Below are 18,936 nucleotides of genomic sequence, written 5' to 3'. Positions count from 1 at the left end.
GCACTACGGCGCCGGGCCGCACGGCGAGGCCGCCGCCCGGCTCACCGCCCGGCTGCGGGCGGACCGGCGGCCCGGCGACCTGGTCGTGGTCTCGGTCCACTGGGGCTCCAACTGGGGTTACGCCCCCGACCGCGCCGAGGTCGCCTTCGCCCACGCCCTGGTCGACGCGGGCGCCGACATCGTGCACGGCCACTCCTCGCACCACCCGCGGCCCCTGGAGGCGTACCGGGGCAGGCTCGTCCTGCACGGCTGCGGCGACCTCGTCAACGACTACGAGGGCATCAGCGGACAGGAGCGTTACCGCGACGACCTGCGACTCCTCTACCTCGTCACCGTCCACGACGAGGACGGCGCGCTGGCGGAGGTGCGGCTCGTGCCGCTGCGCAGCCGCCGGCTGCGCCTGGAACGGGCCCCGGAGGCGGACGCGCGGTGGCTCCACGACGTGCTCGGCCGGATCAGCCACCCCTACGGGATGCGGATCGACCCCGCCGACGGCAGCGACGGCGGACCGGCCCTGACGGCCCGGCCCGTGTGACGGCCCGCCGGCCGGGCGCGCGGGCGGCGGACAGGAAGGCGAGCAGGACATGTACTTCACCGACCGCACCGACGCCGGCAGGCAGCTCGCCGCCCGGCTCACCGGCCTCAAGGGCCAGGACCTGGTGGTCCTCGGGCTGCCCCGCGGCGGAGTGCCCGTCGCCGCCGAGGTCGCCGACGCGCTCGGCGCGCCCCTCGACATCTGTCTCGTACGGAAACTGGGCGTGCCCTACCAGCCCGAGCTGGCCATGGGCGCGATCGGCGAGGGCGGCGTCCGGGTCCTCAACGAGCACGTGATCACCCAGACCGGCGTCTCCGACCGCGACCTCGCCGCGACCGAGGCGCGCGAACGGGCCGTCCTGGAGGAACGGATGCGGCGCTACCGGGGCGACCGCGCCCCCGCCGACATCACCGGCCGCACGGCGGTCGTGGTCGACGACGGCTTCGCCACCGGTGCGACCGCGCTCGCCGCCTGCCAGGTGGTGCGGGCCCGGGGCGCCGCCCGGATCGTCCTCGCGGTGCCGGTGGCGCCGTCCGGGTGGTCCGACCGGGTGGCGCGCGTGGCGGACGAGACGTACTGCGTGCACGAGCCGGCGGACTTCTACGCCATCGGGCAGTTCTACCGGGACTTCGCGCAGACCGCTGACGAGGAGGTGGTGGCCGCGCTGCGGCTGCGGCGCGGGGCGCGCGGGGAGGACACCGAGGTGCGGATCCGGCTCGGCGGCCTGGAGGTCGGCGGGCACCTGAGCGTGCCCGAGGGCGCCACGGGCGTGGTGCTCTTCGCGCACGGCAGCGGCAGCAGCCGGCACAGCCCGCGCAACCGGGCCGTCGCCGCGACACTGGGCCGCGCCGGGCTCGGCACGCTCCTCTTCGACCTGCTGACCGAGGACGAGGCCGCCGACCGGGCCAACGTCTTCGACACCCCGCTGCTCGCCGAGCGGCTCGCGCAGGCGGCCGGCTGGCTGGCCGCCCGCCCCGGCACCGGGACGCTGCGCACCGGCTACTTCGGGGCCAGCACGGGCGCCGCCGCCGCGCTGTGGGCCGCCGCCGAGCCCGGCAGCACGGTCGCCGCCGTCGTCTCCCGCGGCGGCCGCCCCGACCTCGCGGCCGAGCGCCTGCCCGCGGTCACCGCGCCGACCCTGCTCATCGTCGGCGGCGCCGACTCCCTGGTCCTCGACCTCAACCGGCAGGCCGAACGCCTGCTGCGCTGCGAACACCGCCTGGTCACGGTCGCGGGCGCCGGCCATCTCTTCGAGGAGCCGGGCGCCCTGGAGGAGGTGGGCACGCTGGCGGCGGCGTGGTTCGCCGACCGGCTCTGATCAGGCCCCGGACGCGCCGACGATCCGGTCGACCGCAGCAGCGATCAGGGCGTCGCGCTCCTCCTCGGAGTAGACGCCCGGCAGCGTGAGCTGTTCCACGATCAGCCAGTTGAAGGCGAGGATCAGCAGCTTGACGGCGGTCGCGTCGCCCGGCAGGCCGGAGCTCTCGTGGTACGTCACGTTGGCGTCGACGTCGGCGCGGACGCGCTCGGTGAGGACGGCGCGGAGCTCCGGGCGGCGGGTGGCCTCCAGGCGGAGTTCGAGGAGGGCCAGATAGCCGGTGCGGAAGGCGCTGACGCGGCCGACGAGCTCGCGCATCAGCCGGGTGTACGTCTCCCGGTCGGGGTTCGCCGCCCGCTGCCGCGCGATCGTCTCCTCGTCGGGCTGCAGCCGCTCGTACACCCGGGCGCCGGCCTGGGTGAGCAGGTCGTCGCGGTTGACGAAGTAGTTGGACGCGGTGCCGGGCGGGACGGCCGCCTCGGTGTCCACGGCCCGGAAGGTGAGCCCCCGGGCGCCCTCCCGGGCCAGCACCTCGATCGCCGCGTCGACGAGCGCTGCCCGGCGCTCCGGGTTCCTGCGCGCCACCGTCATCACTCCCGTCGCCGCACCGCACAAGTACTCCAAGGAGAGTACTACGGACGGAGTGGGAGCCTCGCGGGGTCACCAGGCCAGGTCCTCCAGTGCGTCCGGATCGACGAACGGACCCCCGAGCTCCTCGCCCGGGCCGTCCGGGGAGACCGGCAGCTCGGCCCAGATCGTCTTGCCGCGGCGGGCGTAGCGGGTGCCCCAGCGCTGGGCGAACTGGGCCACCAGGAACAGGCCGCGGCCGCCCTCGTCGGTGTCCGTGGCGTGCCGCAGGTGCGGCGAGGTGCTGCTGCCGTCGGACACCTCGCAGATGAGCACCCGGTCATGGATCAGCCGGACCCGCACCGGCGGCCGGCCGTACCGGATCGCGTTGGTGATCAGCTCGCTGAGCACCAGTTCCGCGGTGAACCCCACGTCCTCCAGGCCCCAGGAGCGCAGCCGCGCCGCCGCCTGCGTGCGTACCGGGGAGACCGCCGACGGATCGCTCGGCACCTCCCACTCCGCGATCCGGTCCGGCTCGATCCGCCGGGCGCTGGCGACGAGCAGCGCGATGTCGTCGTCCGGCACCGGGAGCAGCAGGGTGGTGAGGACGTCGGAACAGGTCTGCTCCGGGGAGCGGTTCGGTCGCGCCAGGGTCTTGCGCAGCAGCGCGAGCCCGGTGTCGTAGTCCCGGTGGCGGTCCTCCAGGAGGCCGTCGGTGAACAGCACCAGCTTGCTGCCCGGCTCCAGCTTCAGCCGTGTCGACGCGAACGGGCGGTCGCCGAGCCCGAGCCCCAGCGGCAGCCCGGCCGGCACCGCCGGGAACTCCACGCTCCCGTCCGGCCGCACCAGGGCCGGCCCCGGATGGCCGGCGCTCGCCATCGTGCAGGCGCCGGACGTCGGGTCGTAGATCACGTACAGGCAGGTCGCGCCCGCCGTGCCCTCGACCCCGCCGTCCCCGTCGCGCTCGGCGCCGTTCTCCCCGCCCGGTTCGGTCTCCTCGCCGAGCCGGTCGATCAGCTCGTCCAGATGGCCGAGCAGCTCGTCCGGCGGCAGGTCGAGCGTGGAGAAGTTCGCCACCGCCGTGCGCAGCCGGCCCATCGTGGCCGCCGCGTGCAGCCCGTGCCCCACCACGTCCCCGACCACGAGCGCGACCCGCGCCCCCGGCAGCGGGATCACGTCGAACCAGTCGCCGCCCACCCCGGCCTTCGCCGGCAGATAGCGGAAGGCGACCTTCATCGCGTTCTGCTCCGGCAGCACCCGTGGCAGCAGGCTGCGCTGCAGCGTCACCGCCATGGAGTGCTCCCGGGTGAACCGCCGCGCGTTGTCGATCGCCAGGGCGGCCCGCGCCGCCAGCTCCTCCGCGAACGACAGGTCCTCCTCGCCGAACGGCTCCGGGGTGTCCGTCCCGCGCCAGAAGTTGGCCATCCCGAGCACCACCCCACGGGCCAGCAGCGGCACCGTGAGCAGCGAGTGCAGCCCGTACGCGAGCGCCTGCGCCGCGCCCTCCGGGTCCTGCTCCCGCCAGCCCTGCGCGGCGGCCAGGTCCGGCTGGATCACCGCCCGCCCCTCGTCGAGGGCCGAGGCCATCGGCGTGGTCGGCACCACGAACCGGATCAGGTCGCCCACCGGCTGCAGCGGCGTCTCCGGCCGCACCCCGCTCAGCGCCGTCCGCCGCATCTCGGTGAACGCGCCCGAGGGCTCCTCGCCCCGCACCACCGGGTCGAGCAGCTCCACCGTCACGTAGTCGGCGAACCGCGGTACCGCCACCTCGGACAGCTCCTCCGCCGTCCGTACGACGTCCAGCGTCGTCCCGATCCGCGTCCCCGCCTCGTACAGCAGCCGCAGCCGGCCCCGCGCCACCTCGGCCCGGCCGGTCAGCGCGGCCAGCTCGGTCGTGTCGCGCATCGTCATGACGACGCCGCCGTCGGCCGCGCCGTCCCCGGTCGGCCGGACGTTCACCGCGAGCAGCCGGTCCCCGGCCGGGTGCACCTCGTCCGTCACGGCCTGCCCGGACAGCAGCAGATGGCTGGTGCGCGGATCGAGGCCCAGCTCCTGGACGTGCAGCCGCTCCGCGTCCGGCGGCAGCTTGAGCAGCCGGCGCGCCTCGTCGTTGGCGAGCAGCAGCCGCCCGTCGCCCGCGACGATGACGACGCCCTCCTTCACCGAGTGCAGCACCGCCTCGTGGTGCTCCTTCAGCCGGGTCATCTCCGCCGGGCCGAGGCCGTGCGTCTGCCGCCGCAGCCGGGCGCTCACCAGCGCCGTGCCGCCCACCGCGACCGCCACGCCGACCGCGGCCGCGCCGAGCAGCAGCGGCAGCCGGCCCCGCACGGCCTGGCCGACGGTCTCGACCTCGATGCCGCTGCTCACCATGCCGACCACGGTCCCGTTGGCGTCCCGGACGGGTACGACGGCGCGCACGGCGTCCTTCGGGGCCCCGTGATAGATCTCGGTGAACGACTCGCCGTTGCGCGCCCGCCCGATGTCGCCGCTGGCCCGCTGCCCGATGAGCGACGGGTCGGAGTCGGTGTAGCGGGCGCCGTCCGGGGCGAGCACGGCGACGAAGTCGATGCCGGAGCCGGCCCTGGCCGCCTCCGCGCGCGGCTGGAGCACCGCCGTCGGATCCGGCGAGCGCAGCGCCTCCACCATCCCGGGCGAGTGGGCGAACGCCTCGGCGACGGCGAGCGAGCGGTTGCGGGCGTCGCGCTCGCTGTCGTACTCGCCCTGGAGGACGAGCGCCAGCGCGGCGGCGGCGACGATCAGCAGGGCGACGATCGCCTGCAGCGCGAAGACCTGCCCCGCCACGCTCCGCAGCCCGGAGGGCCGCCGCCGCTTGCCACCGGCCGACCGGTCCGCGCCTCGCGCCACGCCGCGCTCCTTCCCGCCCGAGGGCCTCTCCGGCGGCTCATGGCCGGGGCCGCGCCGCAGGGGCTTCCTTCCATGCTGCCCCCGCCGCCCCGGGCAGGGGAAACGGGGACGGGCACGGAGGGCGACCGGTGGCGCGCGGGACACGCGGGAGAGGGAGGCGGACGGAGCTCGGGCGAGGCGGCGGGATGGTGGCGGGCGCGGGCTGTCAGGCCCGCCGGGCGGCGGCCTGCGCGATGCGGGCGAGCGTCGTGCGCATTCCGTGCCGGTTGACGGCGATCCGCCGTTCGGGGGAGGTGCCCGCGAAGACGGTGCCCAGGAGCGTCGTCAGCTTCGAGCCGCGGCCGCTGCGCAGGTCCTGCCAGCTCTCCGTGATGCGGGTTCCGGTTCCGTCCGCCTCGAAGCGGTAGCCCCAGCGCGCGATGGGCAGCCCGAAGACGCCGACGTCGAAGACGAACTCCTCGCCGGGGCGGGCCGTGGTGACCCGGCCGGTGGTGAACCAGAGGAAGAGACCGCGCTTGTTGAGGCCGACGAACCGGGTGCCGGTGCGCACCGGCGGCCGCGCCACCAGGACCTGTCGGCACTCGGGGCTCCAGCGGCCCATGTTCCGCAGGTCGGCCACCAGGCCGTACAGGGCGGCCGGAGCCACGCCCTCCACCCGTACCGACTCCTCCAGACTCCACTGCCGCGCCACGTCCGCTCCCCTCGGTCTGTCCCGCTCCGTTGTGTTACCGGCGGGTACGTTAGTCGACCGAAGGCCCTGTGCGCGGGGCGTCCCGCCGGATACGGTGGAGGGAAGATCGTTTCGCCGGCCGCGCCGGGGACGCACCCCGGGCCTCGCGCAGGCCGACTCCGTACGCCGGAAGGAAACAGCATGTCGGTCACCGCCGACCTCCCCGCGCCCCAGCCCGGGCCCGCGCCCGAGGTCCTCGTCCACACCGAGGGCCGCGCCGGATTCCTCACCCTCAACCGGCCCCGGGCCATCAACGCCCTCACCCACGCGATGGTGCGCCGCATCGACGAGGCGCTCACCGCCTGGGAGCACGACCCGGCCGTCGCGACGGTCGTCATCCGGGGCGCGGGGGAGCGGGGCCTGTGCGCCGGCGGCGACATCCGCGCCATCCACGACGACGCCCGCGCCGGCGGCACCACCACGCCGGACTTCTGGCGCGACGAGTACCGGCTCAACGCCCGGATCGCCCGCTACCCCAAGCCGTACGTGGCGTTCATGGACGGCATCGTCATGGGCGGCGGCGTCGGCGTCTCCGGACACGGCTCGGTCCGGATCGTCACCGAACGCTCCCGGATCGCCATGCCGGAGACCGGCATCGGCTTCGTACCGGACGTGGGCGGCACGTACCTGCTCAGCCGCGCGCCCGGCGAACTCGGCACCCACCTCGCCCTCACCGGCGCGCAGGCCGGCGCCGCCGACGCGATCCTCGCGGGCCTCGCCGACCACTACGTGCCCTCCGCCGACCTGCCCGCGCTCGCCGACGCCCTCACCCGCGAACCCGCCGCCGAAGCCGTCGCCCGCTTCGCCCGACCGGCCCCGTCCGGCGAACTCGCCGAGCGGCGTGCCTGGATCGACGCCTGCTACGCGGAGGCCGACGGCATCGACACCGTCGAGGCCGTCGTCGGACGCCTCACCGACTCCGGCGTCCCCGAGGCCAAGGAGACCGCGACCGTCCTCCTCACCCGCTCGCCCACCGCCCTCAAGGCCACCCTGAAGGCGCTCCGCCGCGCCCGCGCCCAGGGCACCCTGGAAGCGGTCCTGAACACCGAGTTCCGCCTCTCCTGCGCCGCGCTCGCCTCGCCCGACCTGGTCGAGGGCATCCGCGCCCAGGTCGTCGACAAGGACCGCGACCCGCACTGGAGCCCGGCCACGCTCGCCGAGGTGACCGAGCAGGACACCGAGCGCTGGTTCGCGCCGCGCGCGCAGGGCGAGCTGGGGCTGAGGGCACCGGGGGAATAGGGGCCTGCCGGCCGTGCCGGGGCGCCTCGGACGCCGCGCTCCTCAGCCGCCGGTTGCCAGACGGACGCGGCGCTCCCGGGCGCCGGCGCCAGACGGTCGCGGCGCTCCGCAGACGCCCGGCGGCAGACGGTCGCCGCGCTCCTCAGCCGCCCGGCGCCGGACGCGGCGCTCTCAGACGCCCGGCGCCTCGTCCAGCGTGAAGAGGCCGCCCTGCGGGTCGCGCACCGTCGCCCGCCGCCCGGTCGGGGCGCGCCAGCCCTGGTCGGCCTCGGGGACGAGGGAGCCGCCGTGCGCCAGGACGCCGGCGGTCGCCTGCGCCAGATCCGGGACGCGGAAGTGGACCAGCCAGCGCGGGCGCAGCTGCGGCTGCGACGAGGACGCCTCGACCGGGCCGCTGTTGAGCCGGGCCAGCGCCTCGCCGTGGCGGCGCAGCACCACCTGCTCGTCCTCGTAGGAGACCTCGAAGCGCTGCGGCCTGTCGTCCTCCCCGTTGTCGAGCCACTCCAGGACGCCGCCGTAGAAGAGCGCCGCGTCGAAGGCGTTGCGGGTGTGCAGCTCCAGCCAGACCGGGGCGTGGTACTCGCCGAGCCGCCAGCGGGACGAGATCCGGCCCTCCCAGACACCGAAGGCCGCGCCCTCCACATCGGTGGCGAGCGCGGCCCGGCCGCGCGGCGGATACGCCACCGGGCCCACACCGACCGTGCCGCCGCGCTCCTGGATGCGCGCCACCGCCGCGTCCGCGTCGGCGACCGCCCAGAACGACGTCCACGCCACCGGCACCGCCATCTGCTCGGCCACCTCGCCGATCCCGGCCACCGGGACGCCGTTCCGCTCGGCGACCGAGAAGCCCTGGCCCAGCGGGCCGTGCCGGAACGTCCAGCCGAGGACGGCCCCGTAGAACTCCTCCGCCGCGCCGAGGTCGCGCACCGACAGACTCAGCCAGCACGGCGCGCCCGGCTCATCCGCGCTCAACGGCACCCGGCTCACCTCACTCACCACCAGTACGGGCCCCCACGAGCCACCCTCGCCCGGACGGCCCGGGTTCGCCACTCGCGGGCGCTCGGGGGCCGCGCCACGAGTTGACCCCGCCGCAGGGTGTGCTGTGCTGGAGGGGTGGGCGAGACACGCACCTCCGGTCACGCCCCGGCGCTGCTGCCGGCCCGGGACCTGGCCGTCGCCTGGCTCCTGATGGTCGCCCTCGCGGGCCTGGCCTGGGCGCTCACCGTGGCCCAGGCGAGGGACATGGGAGTGGAGCCCGGGACCATGGGCTTGGCCGTGCCGCTCTTCCTCGCGCTGTGGCTCGTGATGATGATCGCGATGATGTTCCCGTCCGTCGCGCCCGTCGCCATCACCTGGGCCAAGGGCATCGCCCGCCAGTCCACTGGCCTCGTCCGCGCCGGCCGCACCACCGCCTTCGTCTCCGGCTACCTGGTCGTCTGGACCGCCTTCGGCCTCGTCGCCTACGGGCTGCTCGCCCTGACCGGCGACCTCGTCCAGGACCACCCCGGCGCCGGGCGGTGGATCGGCGCCACGGCGTTCGCGCTCGCCGGGCTGCAACAGCTCGGCCCGCTGAAGAACGTCTGCCTGCGGCACTGCCGCAGCCCGATGTCCCAGCTGATCACCTACGCGGGTTACCGCCCCCGCGCCCGCGACTTCCGGGTCGGCCTGCACCACGGCATGTACTGCCTGGGCTGCTGCTGGGGCCTGATGATCGTGCTCATCCCGCTCGGCGTGATGAACGTGGCGGCGATGGCCGCCGTCGCCGGCGTGATCTTCCTGGAGAAACTGTGGCGGCACGGCCCGGCGCTGAGCCGGGTCGCCGGGATCGCCTTCCTGGTCCTCGCGGTCCTCTGCTTCGTCGGCCCGGCGCAGGACTGGCTCCTCCCCGGCCTCACGACGCCGAGCGCGCCCATGGCTCCCATGAGCGCGCCCTGACTCCTCGTACTCTTCGGACCGTCCGGCTCATCCGCGGCCGGTCGCGGCGCCCTCCGCCTGATCGCTGGCGAAGGCGAAGTCGCCGATCTCTCCGTACGAGCCCTCGAAGGACAGCCCGAACGCCTCCGAGCTGCCCGAAGCGGTGCCGAGCGTGAACTCCGGCGCGAAGCCGAACATCGCGTTCTTCACCGTCGTCGGACCCCCGTCGGGCCCGGTCAGCGCGGTGACCTCGATCTCCGACCGGCCGCCCACCGACAGCCTGGGCTTGTCACCGTCCGAGATCCCGACCTCCGCGCGCTCCATGCCCAGGTAGTCGCCGAAGAACTGCGAGAGCTGCTCGAACGGACCTCCCTCCCGCCCGGACACGATGGTGTCGACCGCCTCCGCCTGCGAGTCGGTGGCACCCGAGTCCACGACGATGCCGATCTTCCAGTCACCCGCCGTCAGATGGCTCGGGAACTGGTTGTAGAGCGCGAAATCGACCCCCGACAGGTCCGTCTCGTCCAGATGCCCCTCGGCGATGTGGAAGACGCCCACACCCACGCACTGCTCATTGCCTGCCTTGTCCCGGGGCTGCGCGTCGACCGCGCAGCCACAGAGCAGCGCACACGAACAACCGGCCAGATAATTGCCGGACATGCTCCACGACATGATGTGCTCCTCGGGAGAACTGCATCCCCTTGGTTCCACGCTAGGCAGGCCCCGGAAGCGATGCAACGGATGGTTGACGCTTCCACCGAAGGCCTCGTTGGAGGGGGGTGGGGGCAGCGCCCGGTGACCGGTCGTCGCATGATGTGATCATGCTGTTGACGTTCGAACCCGTCCTCGACCGGATCGCCGAGGAGATCGCCGGCCTCACCGAGCGCGGCCGGCCCGCCGACTACATCCCCGCCCTCGCCTCCGCCGACCCCGGCCGCTTCGGCATGGCCGTCGCCGAGCTCGACGGGACCGTGTACGGCGTGGGGGACTGGCAACAGCCCTTCTCCACGCAGTCGGTCACCAAGGTGTTCACCCTGGCACTCGCCCTCGCCCGCAAGGGCGAGCCGCTGTGGGACCACGTCGGCCGGGAGCCCTCCGGCAACCCCTTCAACTCGCTGGTCCAGCTGGAGTACGAGAACGGCATCCCGCGCAACCCGTTCATCAACGCGGGCGCCCTCGTCGTCACCGACCAGCTGCACCGCATCACCGGCGACGCCTCCGGCGTGCTGCTCGACTTCCTGCGCGCCGAGAGCGGCAACCAGGACCTCGACTTCGACCGCGACGTCGCCGCCTCCGAGACCGCGCACGGCGACCGCAACGCCGCCCTCGCGCACTTCATGGCCAGTTACGACAACATCGCCAACCCGGTGCCGACCCTGCTGCGCGAGTACTTCCGCCAGTGCTCCATCACGGCGTCCTGCGCCGACCTCGCCCTCGCCACCGGCTTCCTCGCCCGGCACGGCATCCGCGCCGACGGCTCCCGGCTGCTCACCCGCAGCCAGGCCAAGCAGATCAACGCCGTCATGCTCACCTGCGGCACCTACGACGCCGCCGGCGACTTCGCCTACCGGGTCGGACTTCCCGGCAAGAGCGGAGTCGGCGGCGGCATCATCGCGGTCGTCCCGGGCCGCTGCACGCTGTGCGTGTGGAGCCCCGGCCTCGACGAACGCGGCAACTCGGTCGCGGGCGTCACCGCCCTCGACCGGTTCACCACGATCACGGGCTTGTCCGTCTTCTGACCGTCTTCTGACCTGGTTCCGGCCGTTTCCAGTCGTTTCTGGCCGGTTCCAGGCGGTTCCGGCCCGGTTACGGCCGGGGGTGGTCAGATACGGATCAGACCGCCGGGTCGAAGACCAGGACGTACGCCCCACGGCGCTCCTCGCCGTCCGGCAGCCGCCAGTCGGCGATCACATGGCCGCGCGAGCCCGTGGCCTTCGGGTCGAGCACCCGGGCCACGCGCAGCACCGGCGCGCCGGCACCGAGCCGTACGTCCGTGCCGTACGCGCCCTCCTCGACGACCGGCGCGGCCGACGTGTCCCACGTGCCCGTGCCGTCGAAGGACGCCTCGACGGTCGGGTCCGGGGTGTCCGACAGGCTCTGCGCCTGCGGCACCGCCCGGCCCTGCAGGAGGGCGGCCAACTCGCCGGCCAGGACCGGGTCGTGCACCCCGTCATAGATCCAGCGCGTACCGAGCACCCCGTGCTCGGACGTGCCGATCAGCCCGCGCTCGGCACCCGCCAGCGGCGCGCCGCGATAGGTCAGCGGCACCAGGTAGGCATGGACCTCGTCGCCGGAGGAGTCCGTGACCACCATGAACTCGATGCCCACCTCGCCCTCCGGGTCGTCGAGCCGGAACCCGCCGGCCCGCTCGAGCTCGGGCACGGCGTCGGCGCCGCCCCGGTACCAGGGGCGGGCGGGCAGCCAGGCCGTGAGGAGCTCCAGCTTGGTCGGTGCCATGGTGGTCCTGTGAATGACAGACATCCTCGTGCACTTCCTCCGTGACGGTGCGCTCCGGTCCACGTGCGGGTGGGCCGCCCTCGCACCGTACCTCCTGACGATCTTCGGTCAGAAGTCCGCGCCGGGCGCGCGCAGTTCACCGGACCCGGCCACCCGCGCGTACCAGCGCGCGCTCGACTTCGGCGTGCGCCGCAGCGTGTCGTAGTCCACGCGCACGGCACCGAACCGCTTCGCGTAGCCGTACGCCCACTCGAAGTTGTCGAGCAGCGACCACAGGAAGTAGCCCCGTACGTCGGCGCCCGCCTCGATCGCCCGGTGCACCGCCTCCAGATGGGCGTGGACGTAGGCCGCCCGCTCCGGGTCGTGCACCGAGCCGTCCGGCGCCGCCTCGTCCTCGTAGGCCGCCCCGTTCTCGCTGACCACCAGCGGGAGGCCGGGGTAGCGGGCCGAGAGCCGGGTCAGCAGGTCCCGCAGGCCCGACGGGTCGACCGGCCAGCCCATCGCCGTACGCTCCCCGTCCGCCTGGTGGAAGGCGATGTCGTCCGCACCCGGCCACGGCGAGAAGGGGCTGTCGCCGTGCCCGTCGTCCTGCGGCTTCTGCTCGCCCTCGGCGACCCGCGAGACGACCGTCGGCGTGTAGTAGTTGACGCCCAGCCAGTCCAGCGGCTGCCCGGCCGTCACCTCGTCGCCGTCCCGGACGAACCCCCAGTCGGTCAGCCGGGCGGTGTCCGCGAACAGCTCCCGCGGATAGCGGCCCTCCAGCATCGGGCCCAGCCACACCTGGTTGCCGACGGTGTCGATCCGGCGGGCCGCCTCCCGGTCCGCCGGCGACTCGGTCAGCGGGCGCACCTCGTGCAGGTTGAGCGACACCGCGAGCTTCGCCCCGGCCGGCAGTGCCGCCCGCAGCGCCTGTACGGCGAGCCCGTGCCCCAGGTTCAGGTGGTGTGCGGCGCGCAGCGCGGCCACCGGCTCCGTACGCCCCGGGGCGTGCACCCCGGAGCCGTACCCGAGGAAGGCGCTGCACCAGGGCTCGTTCAGCGTCGTCCACCGGCTCACCCGGTCGCCGAGCGCGTCGGCGACCAGCGCCGCGTACTCCGCGAACCGCTCCGCCGTCGCCCGCTCCGGCCAGCCTCCCGCGTCCTCCAGCTCCTGGGGCAGATCCCAGTGGTACAGCGTCAGCGCCGGCTCGATCCCGGCGGCGAGCAGCTCGTCCACCAGCTGCCGGTAGAAGTCGAGGCCCTTCTGGATCGCCGGGCCCCGGCCGGTCGGCTGCACCCGGGACCACGACACCGAGAAGCGGTAGGCGTTCAGCCCCAGCTCCGACATCAGCGCGACGTCCTCGCGGAAGCGGTGGTAGTGGTCGACGGCGACATCACCGGTGTGGCCCTGGAAGACCTTCCCCGGCGTGTGCGAGAAGGTGTCCCAGATCGACGGCGTACGGCCGTCCTCCGCCACCGCCCCCTCGATCTGGTACGCGGCGGTGGCCGCGCCCCACAGGAACTCGGTCGGGAAACGGCGGACGGCGGTGAGCGGCCGGGTGTCGGACGCGGTCATGGAAGGGCACTCCCCACACAGATAAGGACGAAGAACAAGGTCGAAGGACGAGGGACGAAGGACGAAGGAAGAGGGACGAGGGACGAGGGACGAAGGACGAAGGCTTCGATCGCCGTACGGGAAACGAACCGGAGGCGTTCGAGGGGACGGGGCGGCCCGTCAGCTCTTGACCGCGCCCGCCGTGATCCCGCCGACGATGTGCTTGCCGAGCACCGCGAAGACGAGCAGCAGCGGCACCGTGGAGATCAGCGCGCCGGTCAGCACCACGGCCTGGTCGACGGTGTGGTCGCCGGCGCCGAGGCCGGCGAGTGCCACCTGGAGCGTGGGGTTGCCGTCGGGGGTGAGCGCGATGAAGGGCCAGAAGAAGTCGTTCCACGCCTGGACGAAGACCAGCATGCCGAGGACGGCCATGGCGGGCCGGGCGACCGGGAAGACCACGTGCCAGACGACGCGCAGCGAGTGGGCGCCGTCCATCCGGGCCGCCTCGACGAGCTCGACCGGCAGCGCCTCGACGAGGAACTGGCGCATGAAGAACACGCCGAACGCGGCGACCAGCGACGGCAGGATGACGGACTGGAGCTGGTCGACCCAGCCGAGGTCGGTGACGATCTGGTACAGCGGAATGACGCTGAGCTGGGGCGGGATCGTCATCGTGGCCACCACCAGGGTCAGCAGCACATTGCGGCCCTTGAACGGCAGCTTGGCGAAGGCGAAGCCGGCGAGCGTCGAGAACAGGACCGTGGACAGCGCCACGAGCGAGGCCACGACGGTGGTGTTGACGAGGGCCTCGCCCATGTCGACCTGGTTCCAGGCGAAGGAGAGGTTGTCGAGCAGGCGTCGACCGGGGAGCAGCGGCGCGGGCGCGGTGACCACGCGTTCGCCGGTGTGCGAGGCGGCGACCAGGTTCCAGTAGAGCGGGAAGAGCGAGACGAGCGCGGCGAGGCCGAGCAGGACGTAGGTCAGCGGTCCCGCGTGGTGCTGGCGGCCGGCCGACGGGCGGAGACGGGTGCGCATGTCGCTCAGCCCTCCAGCTTCGCGCGGTCGGACTTCTGCCGGTCGGTGCGGGCGACGAGCGACTGGACGCCGCCGATGAGGAGCAGGAGCAGCAGCATCACCCAGGCGATCGCCGACGCCTGGCCGAGGGCGCCGGTGACCCAGCCCTTCTCGTACATCAGCAGACTGAGCGTCTGGTACTGGTTGCCGCTGCCGCCGGATATGCCCACGCTGCCGCCGTACAGCATCGGCTCGCCGAACAGCTGGGTGGCGCCGATGGTGGAGACGATGACGGTGAACAGGATCGTCGGGCGGATGGACGGGATGGTGACGCTGACGAACTGGCGCCAGCGCGAGGCCCCGTCGAGTGCGGCCGCCTCGTAGAGGTCCTGCGGCACGGCCTGCATCGCGGCGAGGTAGATGAGCGCGTTGTAGCCGGTCCACCGCCAGGTCACGATCACCGAGATGGCGATCTGCGCGGGCCACTTGGACGATTCCCAGTCGACCGGGTCGAAACCCGCCCAGCCGAGCGCCGAGTTGATCAGCCCGTAGTCGGTGTTGAACAGCTGGGCGAAGACCAGCGTGGCCGCGGCGATGGAGGTCGCGTACGGGGCGAGCACCGCGACCCGGAAGAAGCCGCGGCCGCGCAGGCGGTAGTTGAGGAGGTGGGCCAGCCCGAGTGCCATGAGCAGCTGCGGGACGGTCGAGATCACGCCGATGGTGAAGGTGTTGCCGAGCGCGTTCCAGAAGAACTCGCTGCCGGCCAGGTCGGTGTAGTTCTCCAGGCCCTTCCACTGCGGATCGCCGCCGAGCTCCACCCGGTTGAGCGAGAGCCAGCCCGTGTAGAGCAGCGGGAAGAGACCGAAGGCGGCGAAGGTGAGGAAGAAGGGGGCGACGAAGACGTACGGCGTCGCCTTCAGGTCCCAGCGGTAGAGCCGGGAGCGCCGGGCGGTGGCCACGGGGCGTCCTTCCGGAGGTGTGCGGAGGAAGTGGATGCGGGGCGATGGGGCGAGGGCGGCTCAAGGGCGCCGCGGTGGGGTCCGCCGGCAGGGAGCGGGCCCCACCGCCTCCCGCTACTGGTCGATCTTGTCGTCGACCAGGCTCTTGACGTTCTCCCATGCCCTGGCCGGGTCGGTGCCGCGCTGCTCGATGTCGAGGATCCCGTTGTCGGTGAGGAAGGTCTTGACCTGGCCGTCCCAGCGGCTGATCGGGGCCGGCCGGATGTTCGCCGCGGCGGCCGCGTAGATCTCGCCGACCGGAGTGTCGCCGAAGTACGGCAGCTTGGCGCCGGTCACCGCCGGGGAGGTCAGGGTCTGCTTCGTGGACGGGATGTTGCCGTTGACCGCGAACACCTTGGCGTGCTGGGCCGGCGCGGTGAGCCAGGCGGCCAGCTCCGCCGCCTCCTTCACGTGCTTGCCGGCCTTCGGTACGGCCAGGAAGGAACCGCCCCAGTTGCCGGCGACCGGCGGCGCGGCGATGTCCCACTTCCCCTGGTTGGCGGCGCCCGCCTGGTCCTTGATGATGCCGGTCATCCAGCTGGGGCAGGCGACCGTGGCGAACTTCGAGTTCTTGAAGGCGGCGTTCCAGGTGCCCTTCTCGTCGAACTGGCGCAGCTTGGCCGTGATGCCGCTCTGCGCGGCGGCGACCGCGGTGTCCCAGGCCTTCTTCACGCCGGGGCTGGTCTCCCAGGCCAGCTCACCCTTCGCATTGGCGTACTGTTCCGGCTCGCTGTTGACGACGGCGTTGAACAGGCCGCTCGCCGAGTCGTGGAAGAACGTCCCCTTGGGGGCGTTCTTCTGGTACGTCCTGCCGGTCTCCAGGAACTTCGCCCAGTCGCCCGCCCACAGCCTGCCGACCTCGGTGCGGTCGGTGGGCAGCTTGGCCTTGGCGAAGAGCTCCTTGTTGTAACAGATGGCCATGGGGCCGATGTCGGTGCCGAGGCCGATCACCTTGCCGTCGCCGGTGGTGGCCTGCTTGACCTTCCAGTCGAGGAAGGCCCCGAGGTCGGCGCCGCCCGTCGTGCCGAGGTCCACCCACTTGCCGGCCATCGACGGGCCGGTCGCCTCGGCGATGTAGCCGACCTCGATCGCCTGGATGTCGGCGAGGCCGCTGCCCCGCGAGAGGCGCAGCTTGAGGGTGTCCCAGTACTTCTGGCCGTCGGCGACGTTCGACTCGACGATCTTGATGCCGGGGTGCGACTTCTCGTACTCGGCGTAGAGCTTGGCGCCGGTCTTGTCGTCATAGCCGAAGGAACCGAAGGTCCCGACGCGCAGCGTGATCGTGCCGCCGCCGGCGTCCCCGCCGTCATCGTCGCCGCTGCCGCAGCCGGTGAGCAGGAGCGTTCCGGCCGACAGGGTCGCCAGGACCGCGAGTGCGGTGCGGCGGCCGCGGCCGGGTGCCCGTCTGCTGCTGGTAGTGCGCATTCCACTCTCCTCTGGGGGACACGGATGGGAGCGCTCCCACGTCGTCGTTGCCGGAAGGTTCCTGCCTCGCGGGCGGTGGTGTCAAGACATGAACACGGATTCGTCGAGAGGTGGGCCGACGGACCGATCCGGGTTCGGATCCGATACTGTGGGAGCGCTCCCAGGGCTTGCGTCGCAGGGCGGCGCCTCGGGCGGGAGCGGGATCGTGGCCTATCTTGACCAGGTCGCCGTACGGGCGAGGGCGAGGCCGCACGAGGGGAGAACGAGGGGCGTGAGCGGACGGCACAGGGGCAGACCCACGCTGGAAGAGGTCGCGGCCCGGGCCGGGGTCGGCCGGGGCACCGTCTCCCGCGTCATCAACGGCTCGCCCCGGGTGAGCGAACAGGCCCGCGCGGCGGTCCACCGGGCCGTCGAGGAACTCGGCTACGTGCCGAACCTGGCCGCCCGCGCGCTGGCCGGCAACCGCACCGACGCCATCGCGCTCGTCATCCCCGAGGCCGAGTCCCGGCTCTTCGCCGAGCCGTACTTCCTCGACCTCATCCGCGGCGTCAGCGCCGAACTCGGCGAGGCCGACAAGCAGTTGCTGCTCACCCTGGTCCGCACCGAACGCGAGCGCCAGCGCTTCGAGCAGTACCTCGCCGCCCGCCGGGTCGACGGCGTCCTGCTCGCCTCCGTACACGCCGACGACCCGCTGCCCGACCGGGTCCGCGAGCTCGGCCTCCCCGTCGTCCTCGGCGGCCGTCGCGGCGCCGACGAGTCCGCCGCCTTCGTCGACTCGGACAACCAGGGCGCCGGCCGCGCCGCGGTCGCCCACCTCAGCGCGCGCGGCCGCCGCCGGATCGCCACCATCACCGGCCCCCTCGACATGTACGTGGCGCGCGCCCGCCTCGACGGCTATCGCGAAGGCATCGCGGCGGCCGGCCTCGCCCCCGACGAACTGCTCGTCGCCACGGGCGACTTCACCGAGGAGGGCGGCCGTCGCGCCATGCGCGAGCTCATCGACCGCGCCCCCGACCTCGACGCCGTCTTCGCCGCCTCCGACGTCATGGCCGCGGGCGCCCGCGGCGTGCTTCGCGAGGCCGGCCGCCGCATCCCCGACGACGTCGCCCTCGTGGGCGTCGACGACTCGGCCGTCGCCCGCCTGATGGACCCGCCGCTCACCAGCGTCCGCCAGCCGATCGAGGAGATGGGCCGCACGATGGCACGCATGCTCCTCGACGAGATCGCCGAACCGGCGGGTGCGGCGGACGCGGGAGACGTGCCGGAGGCGGTGGACCGGGAGCGGTATGTGCTGCCGACGGAGCTGGTGGTGCGGGAGTCGTCCTGAGGAGATCTCCTTCTGAGGAGGTCCCGTTCCGAGGAGGTCTCGTCCTGGGACGGCCGGGAGGGAACGCTGGTCAGGGGACGAGGACGGTGAGCGAGGTCTCCGTGACCCGGAAGCCCAGCTTCTCGTACAGCTGACGGGCCGGATTGGCGTCGCTCACCGCCAGCCCGATCGCCGGGAGGCCGCGGGCCGTGGCGTCCGCCAGCATCCGGCGCAGCAGCACCGAGCCGAGTCCGGCCCGCCCGGCCCCCGGCAGACGGAACACGGTCGTGATCCACGGCAGGCCGTCCCGGTCCGTGACGACGACCCCGGCGACCACCTGGTCCTCCGCGTCGACCACGAGTGCGCTGCACGGCAGCACCGGACCCAGCATGTCGCCGGAGAGCAGGGGCACGAGCTGGGTCTCCAGGGCCTGCGCGTCACTGCCCGGGAAGTGGTCCGGATGCCCGGTCGAGAAGGCGGCCCGCCAGGCCGGGAAGAGGTCCCGCGCCGGACGGTCGCACGGTACGAGGCGAAGCCCGGCCGGCAGTTCGGCAGCCGCCCACGCGGCCGGCGGCGGGTCCGCGACCAGCTCGCGCCTCATGCCGTGGGCGTGCCGCATCACGCGCGCGCCGTGCCCGAGCAGCTCCTCGCCGAGCTCCACCGATCCCGACACGGCCCACCCGGACATCCCCGCGAGGATCGCGGGCACCGGATCGGGGCCGACCACCTCGGCGAGGTCGGCCCACGGGTGGCCGTCGCGCGTGCCCTGGAGGTAGGTCAGCACCGGCTGACCGTCGGGGCCGGCGAGAGTCTGGCGTTGTGCGTCCTGCAGAGTCAACTGTGCGCCTATCGATAGCGGAGTCATGGCGGAGTCGCGGTGAGCGGGCCCCATGTTCCGCCGCCCGCCCCGGATGGGCAACGGAATTACCCGGGCCCTCCCGCGATGCCGGAGGGCGGGGGGGGGGGGGGGGGCCGCCCGCCAGGGCCCCCCCCGCCCCAGACACGACGGACACACCCAAAGAACAGAGGAAAACG

General features: G+C 73.5%; 17 protein-coding genes. 6 read left to right on the top strand and 11 right to left on the bottom strand.

Annotation, left to right across the window (positions count from 1 at the left end):
* Positions 1-535: CapA family protein (locus tag ACWEJX_RS32005; protein WP_451610917.1), on the top strand; the 535-nt coding region annotated here is incomplete at its 5' end.
* Between the two features lie 49 nt (positions 536-584).
* A complete protein-coding gene (locus ACWEJX_RS32000; protein WP_451610916.1) occupies positions 585-1,853 on the top strand; it encodes a phosphoribosyltransferase family protein in 1,269 nt (422 codons plus the stop codon).
* Here the strand turns inward: ACWEJX_RS32000 and ACWEJX_RS31995 are convergent, their stop codons facing one another.
* The 3 genes from ACWEJX_RS31995 to ACWEJX_RS31985 form a co-directional block, all read right to left on the bottom strand.
* Positions 1,854-2,438 carry a TetR/AcrR family transcriptional regulator gene (locus ACWEJX_RS31995; RefSeq protein WP_451610915.1) on the bottom strand — a complete coding sequence of 195 codons (585 nt, stop codon included), beginning with the start codon at positions 2,436-2,438 and terminating at the stop codon, positions 1,854-1,856. It lies immediately after the preceding gene.
* 75 nt (positions 2,439-2,513) lie between these two features.
* On the bottom strand, positions 2,514-5,285 hold the full coding sequence (locus tag ACWEJX_RS31990) for a SpoIIE family protein phosphatase (RefSeq protein ID WP_451610914.1): 2,772 nt from the start codon (positions 5,283-5,285) through the stop codon (positions 2,514-2,516).
* A gap of 205 nt (positions 5,286-5,490) precedes the next feature.
* Complete coding sequence (locus ACWEJX_RS31985; protein ID WP_451610913.1) at positions 5,491-5,976, bottom strand: SRPBCC family protein; 486 nt, start codon at positions 5,974-5,976, stop codon at positions 5,491-5,493.
* Between the two features lie 180 nt (positions 5,977-6,156).
* Here ACWEJX_RS31985 and ACWEJX_RS31980 point away from each other — a divergent pair, with 180 nt between their 5' ends.
* A complete protein-coding gene (locus tag ACWEJX_RS31980) occupies positions 6,157-7,254 on the top strand; it encodes an enoyl-CoA hydratase/isomerase family protein (protein WP_451610912.1) in 1,098 nt (365 codons plus the stop codon).
* Between the two features lie 171 nt (positions 7,255-7,425).
* On the opposite strand, the gene ACWEJX_RS31975 is transcribed toward ACWEJX_RS31980, so the two are convergent.
* On the bottom strand, positions 7,426-8,232 hold the full coding sequence (locus ACWEJX_RS31975; RefSeq protein ID WP_451610911.1) for a VOC family protein: 807 nt from the start codon (positions 8,230-8,232) through the stop codon (positions 7,426-7,428).
* Positions 8,233-8,367: 135 nt separating this feature from the next.
* Here ACWEJX_RS31975 and ACWEJX_RS31970 point away from each other — a divergent pair, with 135 nt between their 5' ends.
* Complete coding sequence (locus ACWEJX_RS31970) at positions 8,368-9,189, top strand: DUF2182 domain-containing protein (protein WP_451610910.1); 822 nt, start codon at positions 8,368-8,370, stop codon at positions 9,187-9,189.
* A 27-nt stretch (positions 9,190-9,216) separates the two neighbouring features.
* Here the strand turns inward: ACWEJX_RS31970 and ACWEJX_RS31965 are convergent, their stop codons facing one another.
* A complete protein-coding gene (locus tag ACWEJX_RS31965) occupies positions 9,217-9,840 on the bottom strand; it encodes a DUF1326 domain-containing protein (RefSeq protein ID WP_451610909.1) in 624 nt (207 codons plus the stop codon).
* Positions 9,841-9,989: 149 nt separating this feature from the next.
* On the opposite strand from ACWEJX_RS31965, the gene ACWEJX_RS31960 reads away from it, so the two are divergent.
* A complete protein-coding gene (locus tag ACWEJX_RS31960; protein WP_451610908.1) occupies positions 9,990-10,907 on the top strand; it encodes a glutaminase in 918 nt (305 codons plus the stop codon).
* Between the two features lie 94 nt (positions 10,908-11,001).
* On the opposite strand, the gene ACWEJX_RS31955 is transcribed toward ACWEJX_RS31960, so the two are convergent.
* The 5 genes from ACWEJX_RS31955 to ACWEJX_RS31935 all read right to left on the bottom strand — a co-directional run bounded on the left by ACWEJX_RS31955 (position 11,002) and on the right by ACWEJX_RS31935 (position 16,595).
* Positions 11,002-11,649, bottom strand: coding sequence for a maltokinase N-terminal cap-like domain-containing protein (locus ACWEJX_RS31955; protein ID WP_451610907.1), 648 nt, complete (start codon positions 11,647-11,649; stop codon positions 11,002-11,004).
* 84 nt (positions 11,650-11,733) lie between these two features.
* Positions 11,734-13,179 (bottom strand): GH1 family beta-glucosidase, encoded by a 1,446-nt coding sequence (locus ACWEJX_RS31950; RefSeq protein WP_451610906.1) that lies wholly within the window; start codon positions 13,177-13,179, stop codon positions 11,734-11,736.
* A 159-nt stretch (positions 13,180-13,338) separates the two neighbouring features.
* Positions 13,339-14,193, bottom strand: a complete 855-nt coding sequence (locus ACWEJX_RS31945) for a carbohydrate ABC transporter permease (RefSeq protein ID WP_451610905.1) — start codon at positions 14,191-14,193, stop codon at positions 13,339-13,341.
* Positions 14,194-14,198: 5 nt separating this feature from the next.
* Positions 14,199-15,131, bottom strand: a complete 933-nt coding sequence (locus ACWEJX_RS31940; RefSeq protein ID WP_451610904.1) for a carbohydrate ABC transporter permease — start codon at positions 15,129-15,131, stop codon at positions 14,199-14,201.
* A 114-nt stretch (positions 15,132-15,245) separates the two neighbouring features.
* On the bottom strand, positions 15,246-16,595 hold the full coding sequence (locus ACWEJX_RS31935; RefSeq protein WP_451610903.1) for an ABC transporter substrate-binding protein: 1,350 nt from the start codon (positions 16,593-16,595) through the stop codon (positions 15,246-15,248).
* A 271-nt stretch (positions 16,596-16,866) separates the two neighbouring features.
* Here ACWEJX_RS31935 and ACWEJX_RS31930 point away from each other — a divergent pair, with 271 nt between their 5' ends.
* Positions 16,867-17,922: a LacI family DNA-binding transcriptional regulator gene (locus ACWEJX_RS31930; protein WP_451610902.1), complete on the top strand. Its 1,056-nt coding sequence runs from the start codon at positions 16,867-16,869 to the stop codon at positions 17,920-17,922.
* Positions 17,923-17,992: 70 nt separating this feature from the next.
* On the opposite strand, the gene ACWEJX_RS31925 is transcribed toward ACWEJX_RS31930, so the two are convergent.
* Positions 17,993-18,685: a GNAT family N-acetyltransferase gene (locus ACWEJX_RS31925; RefSeq protein WP_451610901.1), complete on the bottom strand. Its 693-nt coding sequence runs from the start codon at positions 18,683-18,685 to the stop codon at positions 17,993-17,995.
* Positions 18,686-18,936 lie beyond the last annotated feature (251 nt).

The organism is Streptomyces sp. NPDC004788, assembly GCF_053601115.1.
This window is presented reverse-complemented; position numbering and strand designations above follow the sequence as displayed.

Excerpts from the sequence above, each read along its gene's own strand:
- ACWEJX_RS31980 (WP_451610912.1), top strand. The coding sequence starts at position 6,157 with ATGTCGGTCACCGCCGACCTCCCCGCGCCCCAGCCCGGGCCCGCGCCC.
- ACWEJX_RS32000 (WP_451610916.1), top strand. The coding sequence starts at position 585 with ATGTACTTCACCGACCGCACCGACGCCGGCAGGCAGCTCGCCGCCCGG.
- ACWEJX_RS31955 (WP_451610907.1), bottom strand. The coding sequence starts at position 11,649 with ATGTCTGTCATTCACAGGACCACCATGGCACCGACCAAGCTGGAGCTC.
- ACWEJX_RS31960 (WP_451610908.1), top strand. The coding sequence starts at position 9,990 with ATGCTGTTGACGTTCGAACCCGTCCTCGACCGGATCGCCGAGGAGATC.
- ACWEJX_RS31950 (WP_451610906.1), bottom strand. The coding sequence starts at position 13,179 with ATGACCGCGTCCGACACCCGGCCGCTCACCGCCGTCCGCCGTTTCCCG.
- ACWEJX_RS31945 (WP_451610905.1), bottom strand. The coding sequence starts at position 14,193 with ATGCGCACCCGTCTCCGCCCGTCGGCCGGCCGCCAGCACCACGCGGGA.
- ACWEJX_RS31965 (WP_451610909.1), bottom strand. The coding sequence starts at position 9,840 with ATGTCGTGGAGCATGTCCGGCAATTATCTGGCCGGTTGTTCGTGTGCG.
- ACWEJX_RS31935 (WP_451610903.1), bottom strand. The coding sequence starts at position 16,595 with ATGCGCACTACCAGCAGCAGACGGGCACCCGGCCGCGGCCGCCGCACC.